General features: G+C 66.0%; 18 protein-coding genes. 8 read left to right on the top strand and 10 right to left on the bottom strand.

Going from position 1 to position 15,251, the window contains the following annotated elements; translation table 11 throughout:
• Window positions 1-9 precede the first annotated feature (9 nt).
• The 3 genes from FQV39_RS25680 (at window position 10) to FQV39_RS25690 (ending at window position 2,867) form a co-directional block, all read left to right on the top strand.
• Window positions 10-444 carry an NAD(P) transhydrogenase subunit alpha part 2 gene (locus tag FQV39_RS25680; RefSeq protein ID WP_149132874.1) on the top strand — a complete coding sequence of 145 codons (435 nt, stop codon included), beginning with the start codon at window positions 10-12 and terminating at the stop codon, window positions 442-444.
• A 3-nt stretch (window positions 445-447) separates the two neighbouring features.
• Window positions 448-1,851 (top strand): NAD(P)(+) transhydrogenase (Re/Si-specific) subunit beta, encoded by a 1,404-nt coding sequence (locus FQV39_RS25685; protein WP_149132875.1) that lies wholly within the window; start codon window positions 448-450, stop codon window positions 1,849-1,851.
• 131 nt (window positions 1,852-1,982) lie between these two features.
• Window positions 1,983-2,867, top strand: coding sequence for an alpha/beta hydrolase (locus FQV39_RS25690; protein ID WP_349238562.1), 885 nt, complete (start codon window positions 1,983-1,985; stop codon window positions 2,865-2,867).
• 102 nt (window positions 2,868-2,969) lie between these two features.
• Here FQV39_RS25690 and FQV39_RS25695 read toward each other — a convergent pair whose 3' ends face one another.
• The 5 genes from FQV39_RS25695 to FQV39_RS25715 form a co-directional block, all read right to left on the bottom strand.
• Complete coding sequence (locus FQV39_RS25695) at window positions 2,970-3,818, bottom strand: tetratricopeptide repeat protein (RefSeq protein ID WP_149132876.1); 849 nt, start codon at window positions 3,816-3,818, stop codon at window positions 2,970-2,972.
• A gap of 245 nt (window positions 3,819-4,063) precedes the next feature.
• The gene (gene rpsU, locus FQV39_RS25700; protein WP_089174137.1) at window positions 4,064-4,297 is read right to left on the bottom strand and encodes a 30S ribosomal protein S21; all 234 of its coding nucleotides are present in this window, start codon (window positions 4,295-4,297) and stop codon (window positions 4,064-4,066) included.
• A gap of 168 nt (window positions 4,298-4,465) precedes the next feature.
• Window positions 4,466-5,566, bottom strand: coding sequence for a 5-(carboxyamino)imidazole ribonucleotide synthase (locus tag FQV39_RS25705; RefSeq protein WP_149132877.1), 1,101 nt, complete (start codon window positions 5,564-5,566; stop codon window positions 4,466-4,468).
• Window positions 5,563-6,063, bottom strand: coding sequence for a 5-(carboxyamino)imidazole ribonucleotide mutase (purE, locus tag FQV39_RS25710; RefSeq protein WP_149132878.1), 501 nt, complete (start codon window positions 6,061-6,063; stop codon window positions 5,563-5,565). The genes FQV39_RS25705 and purE overlap by 4 nt, the downstream gene beginning before the upstream one ends.
• Window positions 6,064-6,284: 221 nt before the next feature.
• A complete protein-coding gene (locus tag FQV39_RS25715; protein ID WP_112579711.1) occupies window positions 6,285-6,503 on the bottom strand; it encodes a YdcH family protein in 219 nt (72 codons plus the stop codon).
• A 229-nt stretch (window positions 6,504-6,732) separates the two neighbouring features.
• Between FQV39_RS25715 and FQV39_RS25720 the strand changes: the two genes are divergently transcribed.
• Window positions 6,733-6,921, top strand: a complete 189-nt coding sequence (locus tag FQV39_RS25720) for a YdcH family protein (protein WP_149132879.1) — start codon at window positions 6,733-6,735, stop codon at window positions 6,919-6,921.
• Between the two features lie 56 nt (window positions 6,922-6,977).
• Here the strand turns inward: FQV39_RS25720 and FQV39_RS25725 are convergent, their stop codons facing one another.
• Window positions 6,978-7,172, bottom strand: coding sequence for a hypothetical protein (locus FQV39_RS25725; RefSeq protein ID WP_149132880.1), 195 nt, complete (start codon window positions 7,170-7,172; stop codon window positions 6,978-6,980).
• Between the two features lie 51 nt (window positions 7,173-7,223).
• On the opposite strand from FQV39_RS25725, the gene FQV39_RS25730 reads away from it, so the two are divergent.
• Both FQV39_RS25730 and FQV39_RS25735 read left to right on the top strand, forming a co-directional pair.
• Window positions 7,224-7,484 carry a GlsB/YeaQ/YmgE family stress response membrane protein gene (locus FQV39_RS25730; protein WP_149132881.1) on the top strand — a complete coding sequence of 87 codons (261 nt, stop codon included), beginning with the start codon at window positions 7,224-7,226 and terminating at the stop codon, window positions 7,482-7,484.
• Window positions 7,485-7,520: 36 nt separating this feature from the next.
• A complete protein-coding gene (locus FQV39_RS25735; RefSeq protein WP_248313142.1) occupies window positions 7,521-8,024 on the top strand; it encodes a YidB family protein in 504 nt (167 codons plus the stop codon).
• 23 nt (window positions 8,025-8,047) lie between these two features.
• On the opposite strand, the gene FQV39_RS25740 is transcribed toward FQV39_RS25735, so the two are convergent.
• Window positions 8,048-9,676, bottom strand: a complete 1,629-nt coding sequence (locus tag FQV39_RS25740) for an acyl-CoA synthetase (protein WP_149132882.1) — start codon at window positions 9,674-9,676, stop codon at window positions 8,048-8,050.
• A gap of 99 nt (window positions 9,677-9,775) precedes the next feature.
• Window positions 9,776-10,540, bottom strand: a complete 765-nt coding sequence (locus FQV39_RS25745) for a sulfite exporter TauE/SafE family protein (protein WP_149132883.1) — start codon at window positions 10,538-10,540, stop codon at window positions 9,776-9,778.
• Between the two features lie 438 nt (window positions 10,541-10,978).
• On the opposite strand from FQV39_RS25745, the gene FQV39_RS25750 reads away from it, so the two are divergent.
• Window positions 10,979-12,913, top strand: coding sequence for a propionyl-CoA synthetase (locus FQV39_RS25750; protein WP_149132884.1), 1,935 nt, complete (start codon window positions 10,979-10,981; stop codon window positions 12,911-12,913).
• Between the two features lie 100 nt (window positions 12,914-13,013).
• On the opposite strand, the gene FQV39_RS25755 is transcribed toward FQV39_RS25750, so the two are convergent.
• The gene (locus tag FQV39_RS25755; protein ID WP_149132885.1) at window positions 13,014-13,742 is read right to left on the bottom strand and encodes a DUF1013 domain-containing protein; all 729 of its coding nucleotides are present in this window, start codon (window positions 13,740-13,742) and stop codon (window positions 13,014-13,016) included.
• Between the two features lie 177 nt (window positions 13,743-13,919).
• Window positions 13,920-14,918 (bottom strand): NAD(P)H-quinone oxidoreductase, encoded by a 999-nt coding sequence (locus FQV39_RS25760; protein WP_149132886.1) that lies wholly within the window; start codon window positions 14,916-14,918, stop codon window positions 13,920-13,922.
• A 94-nt stretch (window positions 14,919-15,012) separates the two neighbouring features.
• On the opposite strand from FQV39_RS25760, the gene FQV39_RS25765 reads away from it, so the two are divergent.
• Window positions 15,013-15,213, top strand: a complete 201-nt coding sequence (locus FQV39_RS25765) for a DUF1192 domain-containing protein (RefSeq protein WP_149132887.1) — start codon at window positions 15,013-15,015, stop codon at window positions 15,211-15,213.
• Window positions 15,214-15,251 lie beyond the last annotated feature (38 nt).

Here is a 15,251-nt window from a genome sequence, read left to right on the forward strand (position 1 = left end):
ATTCCGACCATGGCAAATCCCTCTCCCGAACAGGCTCTGGAACAGGCCCGCAACGCGGCCGCTCTCGCCAAGCAGGCCGCCGAGCTCGCCGAGCGCTACGCCGAACAGGCTGCCGCTGCCGCCAGCATCGCGACTGGCGGTGTCGATCCGACGGTGTTCCGCCTCGCCATCTTCGTGCTCGCCGTCTTCGTCGGCTATTACGTCGTCTGGTCGGTGACCCCGGCGCTGCACACGCCGCTGATGTCGGTCACCAACGCGATCTCCTCGGTCATCGTCGTCGGCGCCCTGCTGGCGGTCGGCGTCTCGGCGGCGGATGCGCTGGGAGACGGGCCGATCTGGGCCAAGCTCTTCGGCTTCGTCGCGCTGATCCTGGCCTCGGTGAACATCTTCGGTGGCTTCCTCGTCACCGAGCGCATGCTCGCGATGTACAAGAAGAAGGGCTGACGCATGGCCGCGAACCTCTCAGCCCTCCTCTACGTCGTTTCGGGCGTCCTGTTCATCATGGCTCTGCGGGGCCTGTCGCATCCGACGACCTCCCGCCAGGGCAACCGCTACGGCATGATCGGCATGGCGATCGCCATCGTCACGACCGTGCTGTTCTTCCCGCCTGCCGGCTTCTCCGGCTGGCTGCTGGTTGCCGTTGGCATCGCCATCGGCGGCGGCATCGGCGCCTATATGGCGAAGCGCGTGCAGATGACGCAGATGCCGCAGCTCGTCGCCTTCTTCCACTCGCTGGTCGGCCTGGCGGCGGTGCTGGTGGCGGCGGCGGCGCTCTACGCGCCGGACGCCTTCGGCATCGGCCGCACCGGCGCGATCCACGGCTCGAGCCTGTTCGAGATGGCGCTCGGCGTCGCGATCGGCGCGATCACCTTCACCGGCTCGATCATCGCCTTCCTCAAGCTCGACGGGCGGATGAGCGGCAAGCCGATCATGCTGCCGCAGCGCCATGGCATCAATATCGGCCTCGGCATCGCGCTCGTGGTGCTGCTCGCGATCTTCATCAAGAGCGAGAGCCATGCGGTGTTCTGGCTGATCGTTGCGGTGTCGCTGGCGCTCGGCGTCCTGTTGATCATCCCGATCGGCGGCGCCGACATGCCGGTCGTGGTCTCGATGCTGAACTCCTATTCCGGCTGGGCCGCAGCTGGCATCGGCTTCACGCTCGGCAACATGGCGCTGATCATCACCGGCGCGCTGGTCGGCTCCTCGGGCGCGATCCTGTCCTACATCATGTGTAAGGGCATGAACCGCTCCTTCATCTCGGTCATCCTCGGCGGCTTCGGCGGCGAGACGGTCGCGGCGGCGGGCGGTGCGGTCGAGGCGCGGCCGGTCAAGCAAGGCTCGCCTGATGATGCCGCCTACATCATGAAGAACGCCGCCAAGGTCATCATCGTGCCGGGCTACGGCATGGCGGTGGCGCAGGCGCAGCATGCGCTGCGCGAGATGGCGGATGGGCTCAAGAAGGAAGGTGTCGAGGTCAAATACGCCATCCATCCGGTGGCGGGCCGCATGCCCGGCCACATGAACGTGCTGCTGGCCGAGGCCAATGTGCCCTATGACGAGGTCTTCGAGCTTGAGGACATCAACTCGGAATTCGGCCAGGCTGACGTCGCCTTCGTCATCGGCGCCAACGACGTCACCAACCCGGCCGCCAAGACCGATCCGCAATCGCCGATCTACGGCATGCCGATCCTCGATGTCGAGAAGGCCAAGACGGTGCTGTTCATCAAGCGCGGCATGGGCTCGGGCTATGCCGGCGTCGAGAACGAGCTGTTCTTCATGCCCAACACCATGATGCTCTTCGGCGACGCCAAGAAGGTCACCGACGAGATCGTCAAGGCGATGGCGCACTGAACCCGTCCCCGCAAAACTGGGCACCACTTTTGCGACGAGGACCGGTTTCAGACTAAACTGAGCCACTGTCATCGGATTGCTGCAAAGGGCCGGCTTGATCGCCGGCCCTTTCGTTTTCCGGGCGTGCCGCCGTGATCATCCTGCGCCTTCTGAAGCTGGTCGTTATTCTGGGCGTCGCCGGCTATCTCGCGATGCTCGGCATGCTCTATGCTCGGCAGCGCGAGCTGTTGTATCCGCGCGATCCAGCGAAGGCCGACATCGCGACGGCGGGCCTGGTCGCAGCCGAAGAGGCGACCATCGCGACCGCCGATGGCGAGCGGCTCGTTGCCTGGATCGTGCCGCCGCGGGCGGACAAGCCAGTCCTGCTCTATTTCCACGGCAATGCCGGCAATCTCGCACGGGCCGGCCGGGTGGGGCGTTTCCGGGCGCTGACGGAGGATGGCACCGGGCTCTTCGCCGTGAGCTATCGCGGCTATGGCGGCTCGACCGGCAGTCCGAGCGAAGAGGGGCTGCTGCAGGATGCCCGAGCTGCCTATGGCGCTGCGGTTGACCGTTTCGGCACGGGGCGGCTGGTCGGCTATGGCGAATCGCTCGGGACCGGTGTGGTGTTGAAGCTGGCGGCCGAGGTGCCGCTAAAGGCTGTCGTGCTCGAGGCACCCTACCGTTCGACGGCTGCCGTCGCGCAAGCCATCTATCCCTATGTGCCGGTGGGGCTGCTGATGAAGGACCAGTTCCGCTCTGAAGAGGTCATCGGGCGGATCAAGGCGCCGCTACTCGTGATGCACGGCGAGCGCGACAGGATCATCCCCTTCGCCCAGGGGAAGGCGCTCTATGAGCTCGCCAACCCGCCAAAGCGTTTCCTGCGCTTTCCCGATGGCGGGCACGAGGACCTGCCGCACTACGGCTCGCTCGCCGAGGTGCGACGCTTCCTGGCTGATGTCGCGGAAGGCAGAGTGATGGGGGCTGATACGCGAACGGTGGGAGAGCCGGCCACCAGGACCGGCGCCGCACCATGATCAGAGCATTTCCGCGCTTCTCTGAATCGCGGAAATGCTCCATCTTTTTGTTTTATCGCATTTTCTTTACGCGAACCGGCATCCACTTCGCTCGAAAATGCTCTAGCCGCGGAAGAACCCGCCGCCGCCCATACGGGACTGGCCAGCCCGGGCCTGGGCGTTGTTGCCGTCGAGGCTGAGCGCCCGCTGATAGGCTTCCGAGGCTTCCGTCTTCTTGCCGAGTTTTTCGAAGGCGAAGCCGCGTCCGGCCCAGGCATCGGCGTTGCGGTTGTCGACGTTGAGCGCGGCGGTGAAATCCTCCAGCGCGGCGTCGTATTTGCCGAGCGCGTTCAGGCTCTGGCCGCGGGCGATATAGGGCGGCGCGGTGTAGGGGTTCCGGTCGATCACCGAATCGAAATCGGTGACGGCATGCTGATGCTGGCCTTCCTTCTGGTAGACGAGCCCGCGGGCGTGGAAGGCTTCGGCCGCTTCCGGATTGAGGCGGATCGCGGTGTTGAGGTCGGCAATGGCCTGCTGGCTGTTGCCCTGCTGGCGCAGCAGGTTGGCGCGGGCGACATAGGCCGGCGCGTAGTTCGGATTGGCCGTGGTCGCGCGATTGAAATCGGCGAGTGCGGCGTCGTTGCGGCCGCTCTGGCGCAGTGCGAGGCCGCGATTCGTGTAGGCCGAGGCGAGGTTCGGATCGAGCTGGACCGCCTTGGTGAAGTCGCCGATCGCATCCGAGAAGCGGCCGACGCGGGCATAGGCCGCACCGCGAAGATTGTAGGCGCCGGGATCATTGGGGTTGCGGCTGATGACCTCTGTCAGCGAGCCGATATTGACGTTGGCGTCGGCGGTGTCGCGGGTGTCGAGCTCAGCGATGGCGGGTTGCGAGGAGAGGCCGGAGACGGTGTCGCATCCTGCGAGCGCAAGCGCCATGCCGGCTGCGGCCAGCCAATATCTGCCTCGAATCATGCTCTGCCTCTTTGGTTCCGTGCTTCGCCTGCCGCACGGCCTCCGCGCGGAAGGCTCATCCGGCTCAAAGCCGGACACGGCGTCTCTGCGCTCCCCAACCGACAGCGCCTCGCGGAAGAGAACGCCTGAAACCCGCCAAAACTTGGTTAACGTGGCTGAAAAGCAAGAGCGCCCGGAGCGGGCTCCGGGCGCAATTCGCTATCGGCCCTGAGTCCGGGGCGGCGCAATGGCCACCCGGGAACTGATCAGGGGCGCTTCGGCTTGGCCGGCGCGGGCAGGAGGCCTTCGCGCTGCAGCTTCTTGCGGACGAGCTTGCGAGCGCGGCGGACGGCCTCGGCCTTCTCACGCGCCTTCTTCTCGGAGGGCTTCTCGTAGTGACCGCGGAGCTTCATCTCACGGAAGATACCTTCGCGCTGCATCTTCTTCTTGAGAGCGCGAAGAGCCTGGTCGACATTGTTGTCGCGAACGAGAACCTGCACGTGAAACGTCCGTCCTTAGCGGTTGATCCAAAAATGAGGGCCGGCGACGGCACGAGGCACATCGCTCGAAGGTTCGTGCGGATAGCAGAATTCAAATCGCCTGTCCACGCCACAAACCCGTGAAAATCGGGGTTTGTGGTGGTTTCAGGCCAGCGCTGCGCCGAATGCCTAGACTCCGTCGCCGGTAATGCGCGTGACATGACCCATCTTGCGGCCGGGGCGGGCGTCGCGCTTGCCGTAAAGATGCAGATGAGCGCCGGGCTCGGCGAGAATCTCGCGCCAGTGCAGCGCGGCATCGCCGATCAGATTCTCCATCTCGACGTGGCCGCGGCGGGCAGTCGAGCCGAGGGGGAAGCCGCAGACGGCGCGGACATGCTGGTGAAATTGCGAGGTCTGCGCGCCCTCGCTGGTCCAATGCCCGGAATTGTGAACGCGCGGTGCGATCTCGTTGATGACGATGCGCTCGGCCTCGCCCTCTTCGAGCACGAACATCTCGACGGCGAAGACGCCGACATAACCCAGTGCTTCGCCGATGCGGCGTGCGGCATCGATGGCGGCGTCCGAAGCCCCGGCGGAGAGATTCGCGGGCACATGGGTGAAGGCGAGGATGTGGTCGCGGTGCTCGTTCTCGCAGACATCGAAGGCGGCGAAGGCGCCGTCGAGGCCGCGGGCGGCAACGACCGAGACCTCGCGGACGAAGGGCACGAAGCCTTCGAGGATCGCGGGAAAGCGGCCGATCGCTTCGTGTGCCTCGCCGAGATCGCTGCCCGGCGCGATCTTGACCTGGCCCTTGCCGTCATAGCCGAAGCGGCGGGTCTTGAGCACGGAGGGGCGTCCGAGCGCGGCGACGGCGGCCTCGAGGTCGGCCAGCGAATCGACGGCGCGGAAGGGGGCGACGGGCAGGCCGAGATTGGCGATGAAGCTCTTCTCGCTCAGCCGGTCCTGCGTGACCGCAAGCGCGCGGGCGCCGGGGTGAAGCGGGATGCGCCCGGCCAGGAAAGCAGCGGTCGCGGCGGGAACGTTCTCGAATTCGTAGGTCACCACGTCGACTGCGCCGGCGAAGGCGGCGAGCGCCGCCTCGTCGTCATAGTCGGCAATGGTGTGACGGGCGGTGACGTCGAAGGCCGGGCTGTCGGCCTCGGGCGCGAAGATGTGGCAGCGGATGCCAAGATCCGCCGCTGCCAGCGCCATCATGCGGGCGAGCTGGCCGCCGCCGAGGATGCCGAGCATGGCACCCGGCGCAAGGCCGATGGGAACAGGGGGGCTCATGCGTCCTCGCGGCTGGGGCGCTCGGCGATGCCGGCGCTCTGGCGGGCGCGATAGGCATCGAGCCGCTCGGCGAGAGCTTCGTCTGACAGCGCGAGCACGGCAGCGGCGAGAAGAGCGGCGTTGACTGCGCCGGCCCTGCCGATGGCGAGCGTGCCGACCGGGATGCCCGCCGGCATCTGCACGATGGAGAGCAGGCTGTCCTGCCCCGAGAGCGCCTTGGATTCGACCGGCACGCCGAAGACCGGCAGCGGCGTCAGCGAAGCGGTCATGCCCGGCAGATGGGCGGCCCCGCCGGCGCCGGCGATCACCACTTTGAAGCCTTCGGCCTTGGCGCCCTTGGCGAAAGCGAAAAGACGCTCCGGCGTGCGATGGGCCGAGACGATGCGGGCGTCATAGGGAATGGCGAGCGCGTCGAGCGCGTCAGCGGTATGGCGCATCGTCGCCCAGTCGGACTGGCTGCCCATGATGATGGCGACGGGAGGGTTGGTCTCGGCCATGGAATGCGCTCAAGGCTCCGCTTGGAGGCCGTTTTATCGATCTGCTTGCAGTGCAAGCAGATCGATAAAACAGTCTCCATCTTACTTAAAGTGAGAGACGGATTCACCGATCAGGTTGACGCAACCTGATCGGATCCGGCTCTCGGGAAGCGCGCGATCTAGACCGTCCAAGGCTTGCGAATCAAGGGCGAATCGGCCTGGCGCCGCCGAAGGAAGCGGCGTCAGGCGATAATGTCGGGCGTCAGCGCGTCCTCGATCTGGGCGATGCGGTCCTTCAGGTAGAGCTTGCGCTTCTTCAGCCGCTGCACCTGAACCTGGTTGACCGAGCCGACCCGTTCCAGCGCGTCGATGGCGCTGTCGAGATCGCGGTGCTCCTCGCGCAGCCGCGCCAGCTCCGCGGTGAAGGTCTCGACCTCTTCCGGGCTGAGCTCGAATCCCATGGCCATCTCATCATCGCCGCACTTGCGCGCGACTATGCCTTTGCCGCGACGCCCATCGCAAGAGCGGGCGTGGCGGCACGAGGGCTAGAAGGTCGTCCTATTCACGGCTTTCCGGAAACGGACTGGCTAGGATCACAGAATCTCATGAATGCCGTGTGACATCACAGGGAAGACGTGAAGCCAGCTCTATGCCAGATTGAGACGTCAACCGCTCATCAGGAGGATCCAGATGTCGTTGCAAACCCGTCTTGCGGAACTCGAGCGCAAGCACCGTCAGCTCGAAGACGCGATCGCACAGGCCGTGTTGAGCCCGTCATCGAGCGACCTCAGCGTCGCAGAGTTGAAGCGGAAGAAGTTGCAACTGAAGGATGAGATCGAGCGCGTCAGGCAGACGATGCCCATGCGCACCTTGCATTGAGGCGAGAGCGGGCGGCCTAGATCGCCGCGCGTCCTATCGGACGCGAGAGGGGTGATCTATGTATTTGTTATCGCATCGGATCTTTCCGAAAAGTGGATTCCACTTTTCGGTCCGATGCTGTAGCCCGCCAAGAATTCGACGATCAAGCGTTCGACGATGCGGATGGACCGGCCCCGGAAAGGGGCCGGTTTTTTGTTGGCGCTTGCCTTGCCGAGGGCCGTCAACAGGATGACGCAATCGCGCAGGAACATCTTGCGCGATCAGCCGTTGAGGCCGGGCGCTCATCCAAAGGGGAGGCAACCTTGGGCATCGTCTGGACCATCATCATCGGCTTCATCGCCGGGATCGTCGCCAAGTTCATCATGCCGGGCTCGAACGAGCCGTCCGGCTTTGTACTGACGACGATCCTCGGCATCATCGGCGCTTTCGTCGCGACCTATCTCGGCCAGTCACTCGGCTGGTACGCACCGGGCCAGGGAGCAGGGCTGATCGGCGCCATCGTCGGCGCGATCGTCGTGCTCGTCATCTGGGCCGCCATTTCCGGCCGCAATCGCGCGGTCTGATCCACGAGCCTATTCCAGGACAGAGGAGTGATTGCCGTGAGTGACGACAACAGCAGCAGCGGTTTCCCGTCCCTGACGGCCTTGCTCGGCCTTCTGGCCGTGGCGGGCTATCAAAACCGCGACAAGATCGCCGAGTGGCTCGGCAGTCGCGGCCAGCCGGAGCCGGGACAGGTTCCCTCGTCCGCACCGCAACCCGGGCAGGCGCAAGCGCTGCCGCAGGAGGGTGGCGGGCTTCTCGGCAGCCTCGGTGGCTTGCTGGGGGCGGGCGGCGTCGGTGCGATGGTCAACAACGGGCTCGGCGAGCTGGTCGACCGCTTCAACCAGGCGGGGCAGGGCCAGAAGGCCGATTCCTGGGTGCGCCAGGGGCCGAACGAGGAGGTCGCGCCGAACGAGCTGGAGCAGGCGCTCGGCCCGCAGGTCATCGACGCTATCGCGCGCCAGACCGGGCTGTCTCGCGAAGACCTGCTCGCGCGGCTGTCGCGGGTGCTGCCGGAGGCGGTCGATCGCTACACGCCTGAAGGACGCCTGGGCCGGACTTGACGCCGATCTCTGGCGCGGGCTCCTCAGAGCGCCCGCGCCATCTCCCGCAGGCGGAATTTCTGGATCTTGCCGGTCGAGGTCTTCGGCACCTCGGCGAAGACGATGGTCCGCGGACATTTGAACGAAGCGAGGTGCTGCTTGCACCAGGCGATGATCTCGGCCTCGGTCGCGGTCTGGCCAGGCTTTAGCTCGATGAAAGCGCAGGGTGTCTCGCCCCATTTCTCGTCGGGCCGCGCCACTACGGCTGCCGCCTGCACGGCGGGGTGCTTGTAGAGCGCATCCTCGACCTCGATCGAGGAGATGTTCTCGCCGCCGGAGATGATGATGTCCTTCGAGCGATCCTTGAGCTGGATGTAGCCGTCCGGATAACGCACGCCAAGGTCGCCGGTGTGGAACCAGCCCCCAGTGAAGGCGGCCCCGGTCGATTTCGGGTTCTTCAGGTAGCCCTTCATCACGACATTGCCGCGCATCATCACCTCGCCGAGCGTCTGCCCATCGCGCGGGACGGGCTGCATCGTCTCGGGGTCGAGCACGTCGAGCCCCTCCAGTGCCGGGTAGCGCACGCCCTGGCGCGCCTTCTTGGCCGCCTGATCGGCGGGGGAAAGCGCATTCCAGTCGTCGTTCCAGTCGTTGACGACGGAGGGGCCGTAGCATTCGGTCAGGCCGTAGAGATGCGTCACCTCGAAGCCTGCCTGCTTCATGCCGGCGAGCACCGCCTCGGGCGGCGGGGCGGCGGCGGTGAAGAAGGAGACCGTCTGCGGGAAGTCGCGCCGCTCGTCGGCTGGGGCGTTGAGCAGCGTCGACATCACGATCGGCGCGCCGCAGAGATGGGTGACGCCATGGTCGGCCAGCGCATCGTACATCGCCTTGGCGCGGACCTGCCGCAGGCAGACATGGGTGCCGGCGACGATCGAGATCGTCCAGGGGAAGCACCAGCCGTTGCAGTGGAACATCGGCAGGGTCCAGAGATAGACCGGATGCCGGCCCATATTGCCGGTGATGACGTTGGAGGTGGCGAGCAGATTGGCTCCGCGGTGGTGATAGACCACGCCCTTGGGGTCGCCGGTGGTGCCGGAGGTGTAGTTCAGCGCGATGGCGTCCCATTCGTCTGATGGCATCTGCCAGTCGAAATCCGGGTCGCCGCCGGCAATGAAGTCCTCGTACTCGATGCTGCCGAGGCGTTCGCCGGGCCCGTCATAAACCGGGTCGTCATAGTCGATGACCAGCGGCTTCGCCTTGCAGAGCGCGAGCGCCTCCTTGATCGTCTTCGAGAATTCGCGGTCGCAGATCAGCACCTTGGCCTCGCCATGGTCGAGCGAGAAGGCGATGATCGCGGCATCGAGCCGGGTGTTCAACGTGTTGAGCACGGCGCCGGCCATCGGCACGCCGTTATGGCATTCGAGCATGGCCGGCGTGTTCGGCAGCATCGCGGCGACCGTGTCGTTCTTGCCGATGCCGTGCTTCGCCAGAGCGGATGCGAGCCGGCGCGAGCGGGCATAGAACTCGGCATAGGAGCGGCGGAGCGGGCCGTGGATGATCGCCGTGCGGCTCGGGAAGACGGCGGCTGCACGCTCAAGGAAAGTGAGCGGCGTCAGCGGCTGGAAATTCGCCGGGTTGCGGTCGAGATCGGTGTCATAGGCCGAACGGGTCATCGGAAAACCTTCCACGCAAGCGCGGGAAGCCTTAGCGGCTAGCGCGCCCTTGCGTAATCCATCCCTTTTTCCGATGCGGCGCAATCGCGCGGTGGCAGCTCAGCCCAAAAGGTGCAGGTCGCGCACCCCGTCGAAGACCAGCTTCAGGCCGACGAGGAGCAAGAGCCAGTAGACGATGCCGTAGAAGCGCTCGGCCGGAACCCGCCGGACCAGCCAGACCCCGGCGAAGGTCGCCGCGATGGCGAAAGGCAGCAGCGCGGCGGAGGCCATGAGGTTCTGGCCGTTGAGCTGGCCGAGCGCGAGATAGGGGATGAGCTTCACCCAATTCATCGCGGCGAAGAAGATCGCGCCGGTGCCGACGAAGACGGCGGGCGGCAGCTTCTGCGGCATGACATAGATCTGGAAGGGCGGGCCGCCGGCATGGGCGACCATGCTGGTGAAGCCGCAGAGGAAGCCCCAGAGACCGCCAGCGCTCCAGTTCGCCTGCGTCGCAACCGCCGGCTTCTTGCCGTCGGTCAGCATGCGGCGCAGCGCGAAGCCGACCGAAATGAGTCCAACGGCGAGAACGACGGCCGCATCCGAGACTTTCGCCGCCAGCAGATAACCGGCGAGGATGCCCAGCAGCGCTCCGGGCGCCAGCGTCGCGAGATTGCGGCGGTCGAAGTCACGCCGGTAGGACCAGACCGAGACCACGTCCTGCGCGATCAAGAGCGGCAGCATGATCGCCGCCGCCGTCACCGGCGAGACGACGAGCGCCATCAGCGGCAGGGAGAGCAGGCCGAGCCCGGAAAAGCCACCTTTCGCGAGCCCCGTCAGGATGACGGCCGGCACCATGGCGGCGAAGAAGACGAGGTCGAAGGACATGGGTGACGCTGCGCCGCAGGGCCTAGAGGCTGTTAGGGACCGTGGAAGCGATTTGACGCTGGCGATTTTGCGCGAATGCAAGGAGTTCGAGGACGCAAACCTTTTGGTTTGCTACGAAGAATGACGCGGCAGTCGCGCAAAAGCGCCGCGCCCTGCGGGTGAGGTGAAAACGGTGGATCTGCAGCGTCGCATCGCTTGCCGATACGGACGTATCGGCAGCGCAATGCTCCTCCCATCTCCACCGTTTTGACCTCATCAAATCGTTTCCACGGTCCCTAACAGCCTCTAGAGGTGCAGAATGGGATGGGCGAAAGTCTTAAACGTGCAAGCTTGCGCTGACCGAGGGGAGTGCGCAGGATTCCGCGCAAAACCAGCCCCGCCATCGCCGGCTCGCTTTCGGGGCTTTAGGACGAAACCCGGCGCAGAGGAACGCTTCCGATGAATGGCTCCCATGCGGCACCCGCCCGCCCCGCCGAAGGCTATCGCGAAACCTATGCAAGCTGGCAGGCCGATCCGGACGCCTATTGGCTCGAGATCGCCAAGGGAATCGATTGGATCCGGCCGCCGGAGAGGGCCTTCGACGCCTCGGCCGGCATCTATGGCCGCTGGTTTCCGGATGCGACCTGCAATACCTGCTTCAACGCGCTCGACCGGCATGTGCGCGATGGGCGCGGCGAGCAGATCGCGCTGATCTACGACAGCCCGGTGACCGGGACGAAGGCCAAATACACCTACAGCCAGATACTCGACGAGGTCGCGACGCTCGCTGCCGTGCTGCAGGATCTCGGCGTCGCCAAGGGCGACCGCGTCATCATCTACATGCCGATGGTGCCCGAGGCGGCCTTCGCCATGCTGGCCTGCGCCCGTATCGGTGCGGTGCATTCGGTGGTGTTCGGCGGCTTCGCGGCGAAGGAGCTGGCGACGCGCATTGATGATGCCGAGCCCAAGGTGATCCTGACCGCGACCTGCGGCATCGAGCCGACGCGGGTGGTCGAGTACAAGCCACTGCTCGATGGCGCGATCGAGATGGCCCGGCACAAGCCGCAGACCTGCGTCGTGCTGCAGCGGCCGGAGGCCGACGCCTCGATGCATGCTGTCCGTGACAAGAACTGGCGCACGCTGGTCGCCGTGGCGAAGGCGGCCGGGCGCAAGGCTGATTGCGTCGAGGTCGCAGCGACCGACCCGCTCTACATCCTCTACACCTCCGGCACGACCGGCAAGCCTAAGGGCGTGGTGCGCGACAATGGCGGGCACATGGTCGTGCTCAAGGCGACGATGGATCAGCTCTTCGACGTCAAGCCCGGCGAGGTGATGTTCACCGCCTCTGATGTCGGCTGGGTCGTCGGCCACGGCTACATCGTCTATGCGCCGCTGATCCAGGGTGCGACCAGCGTGCTCTATGAGGGCAAGCCGGTCGGCACCCCCGATCCTGGCGCTTTCTGGCGGGTCATCGCCGAGCATGGCGTCAAGGTGCTGTTCACGGCGCCAACCGCCTTCCGCGCCATCCGCAAGGAGGATCCCGAGGGCAGGCATCTCGCAGGCCACGACCTGTCGCGGTTTAAGGCGCTGTTCCTCGCTGGCGAGCGGGCCGACCCCGAGACCCTGAAATGGGCCGAGGACCTGCTGAAGGTGCCGGTGATCGACCATTGGTGGCAGACGGAGAGCGGCTCGCCGATCGTCGGTGATCCGCTGGGCCTCGGCCTGCTGCCGGTGAAACACGGCTCGCCGACGGTGCCGCTGCCGGGCTGGGACGTGCAGTGCCTGGATGAGGCCGGCCATCCGGTGAAGCCGGGCACGATGGGCGCGATCGTGTTGAAGCTGCCGCTGCCGCCCGGCGCCCTGCCGACGCTCTGGAACGACGACGAGCGCTTTCGGCAGTCGTATCTGATGACCTATCCGGGCTACTACAACACCTCGGATGCGGGCTTCATCGACGAGGACGGCTATGTCTTCATCATGGGGCGCACCGACGACATCATCAATGTCGCCGGCCATCGGCTTTCGACGGGCGGGATGGAGGAAGTGCTGGCAGCGCATCCGGCCGTGGCGGAATGCGCGGTCGTCGGCATCCGCGACGCACTCAAGGGCGAGCAGCCTTGCGGCTTCGTCGTGCTGAAGGCGGGTGTCAGCCAGTCACCGGCCGAGGTCGAGAAGGAGCTGGTCGCGCTGGTGCGCGAGCGGATCGGCCCAGTGGCGGCCTTCAAGCTCGCCGTGACGGTGAACCGGCTGCCGAAGACGCGCTCCGGCAAGATCCTGCGGGCAACGATGAAGAAGATCGCGGACGGCGAGGATTATGCCGTGCCGGCGACGATCGAGGACGCAGGGGTGCTCGACGAGATCGGTACGGCGCTGAAGGGCAAGGGGATCGGGTAGCCAACCCCGCGTCATTCTCGGGCGGTGCGGAGCGCTGATCCGAGAATCTTGTCGAAGAGATGCTCGGGCCAAGCCCGAGCATGACGGTCGGAAGGAGGCCTCAGCCCTCGTCGTCTTCGTCGGCCGGGCGCTTGAGCTGCTTCAGCTTGGCGAAGACGGAATCGACGTCGATCGCCGCCTCCTCCTCGCGCTTTGGGCGGCTCATATCGGCGAAGGGCTGGCTTTCGCTGCGCGCGGGCGCCGGCGCGGTGGTCTCTTCGGCTGGCAGCAGGGTCGAGCCGGCTTCGGCCAAGGCGGCCGGGCGATCCTTGGCGGCGCGGCCGACCTCGAAGTCCAGGTCGATCTGCGAGCACAGGCCAAGGCTGACCGGGTCGATCGGGGTGAGCTGCTGGGCGTTCCAGTGCGTCCGGTCGCGGATCTGGGCGATGGTCGACTTGGTCGTGCCGATCAGGCGGATGATCTGCGCGTCCTTGAGCTCGGGATGGTTGCGCAGCAGCCAGAGGATCGCGTTCGGACGGTCCTGGCGCTTCGAGACCGGGGTGTAGCGCGGACCCTTGGCGCGCTTGACCTCCGGCACCTTCACCTTGCGCTCGGCGAGGCGCAGATGATGGTTCGGGTTCTTGGCGGCGCGCTCAAGCTCCTCGCGGGTGAGCTGGCCCGAGGTGATCGGGTCGAGGCCCTTGATGCCGGCCGCCACCTCGCCATCGGCGATGCCGCGCACCTCGAGCGGGTGCAGCTTGCAGAACTCGGCGATCTGCTCGAAGGTCAGCGAGGTGTTCTCGACCAGCCAGACCGCGGTGGCCTTGGGCATCAGCGGGGTTTGTGACACGGGGCGTCTCCTGGAAGGCCTTCGCGCCCGATCGGGCTCGTCAAGGCAGGGTCGCGGACAAAAGCTCTCATGCGCCGACCGGCCTCCCCGGCCGGCCATCCAAATCATCGACGATGAGCAGGATGGCGCGCCTTATAGGCGAGGGCGTGGCCAGTGTCCACGAAAAGCATGGAACTCTCACACCGTCAGCACGATCTTGCCGATATGGACGCTCGATTCCATCAGGCGGTGGGCATCCGCGGCCTGGGCGAGCGGGAACGTCGCATGGATCTGCGGCCTGCAGCGCCCGGCCTCCAGCAGCGGCCAGACCTTCTCGTGCAGCTCGGCGGCGATGGCGGCCTTCTCGGCGACGGTGCGGGGACGCAGCGTCGAGCCGGTATGGGTCAGGCGCTTCAGCATCAGGCGGCTGAAATTGGCTGATGTCTTCGGGCCGTTGAGGAAGGCGATCTGGACGATGCGGCCCTGATCGGCAGCAGCCTCATAGTTGCGGTCGATATAGTCGCCGCCGACCATGTCGAGGATGAGATCGACGCCGCGGCCTGCCGTCGCCGCTTTTGCCGCGGCGACGAAATCCTCCGCGCGGTAGTTGATCGCGTGGTCGGCGCCGAGCTCGCGGCAGGCACGGCATTTCTCGTCGGAGCCGGCCGTCGCCAGCACGGTCGCGCCGAAGGCCTTGGCGAGCTGGATCGCGGTGGTGCCGATGCCGGAAGAGCCGCCATGGACAAGGAAGCTCTCGCCCGCCTGCAGGCGCCCGCGCTGGAAGACATTGGTCCAGACGGTGAAGTAGGTCTCAGGCACGGCGCCCGCTTCGACGATCGAAAAGCCTTTCGGCACGGGCAGCGCATTGCTCTCATGAACGACGGCGTATTCGGCGTAGCCGCCGCCGGGGACGAGAGCACAGACCTGCTGGCCGATCGCGAAGCGCTCCGCCCCTTCGCCGCGCGCGACGACCTTGCCGGCGAATTCGAGGCCTGGGATGTCGGAGGCGCCCGGCGGCGGGGTGTAGCCGCCTTGGCGTTGCAGGACATCGGGGCGGTTCACGCCGGCCGAGGCAATGGCGACGAGGATCTGGCCGGGGCCGGGCCGCGGTACAGGGCGGGTTTCGGGGCGCAGGACTTCCGGGCCTCCCGGGCTGGGGATGCCGATCGCCGTCATCGTCTCCGGGATTTGCGCCATGGCCTATCGTCCTTCATCATGATGCGGTGCAGCGTGACTGCGGCCGCGAGTGGGGTAGCTTGCCGCGCGCAGTTTGAGCAGATGCGAGGCCGCCATGTCGATATTCCCGGAGGATGATCGCCCCAAACCGAAGAGTGTGCACGAGATCGGGCAGGACCTGTCGATGCTCTCGCTCGCAGAGATCGATGAGCGCATCGCCGTGCTGAAAGCCGAGATCGAACGCCTGGCCGAGGCTCGGGCACGCAAGGATGCGTCCCGCTCCGCGGCGGATGCGTTCTTCCGGAAACTCGCCTGAAAAAAGCGTCAAAAAGAAACGCCCGTTAAGGGGGCGTT

The sequence above is a fragment of the Bosea sp. F3-2 genome, from assembly GCF_008253865.1.
GTDB lineage: Bacteria > Pseudomonadota > Alphaproteobacteria > Rhizobiales > Beijerinckiaceae > Allobosea.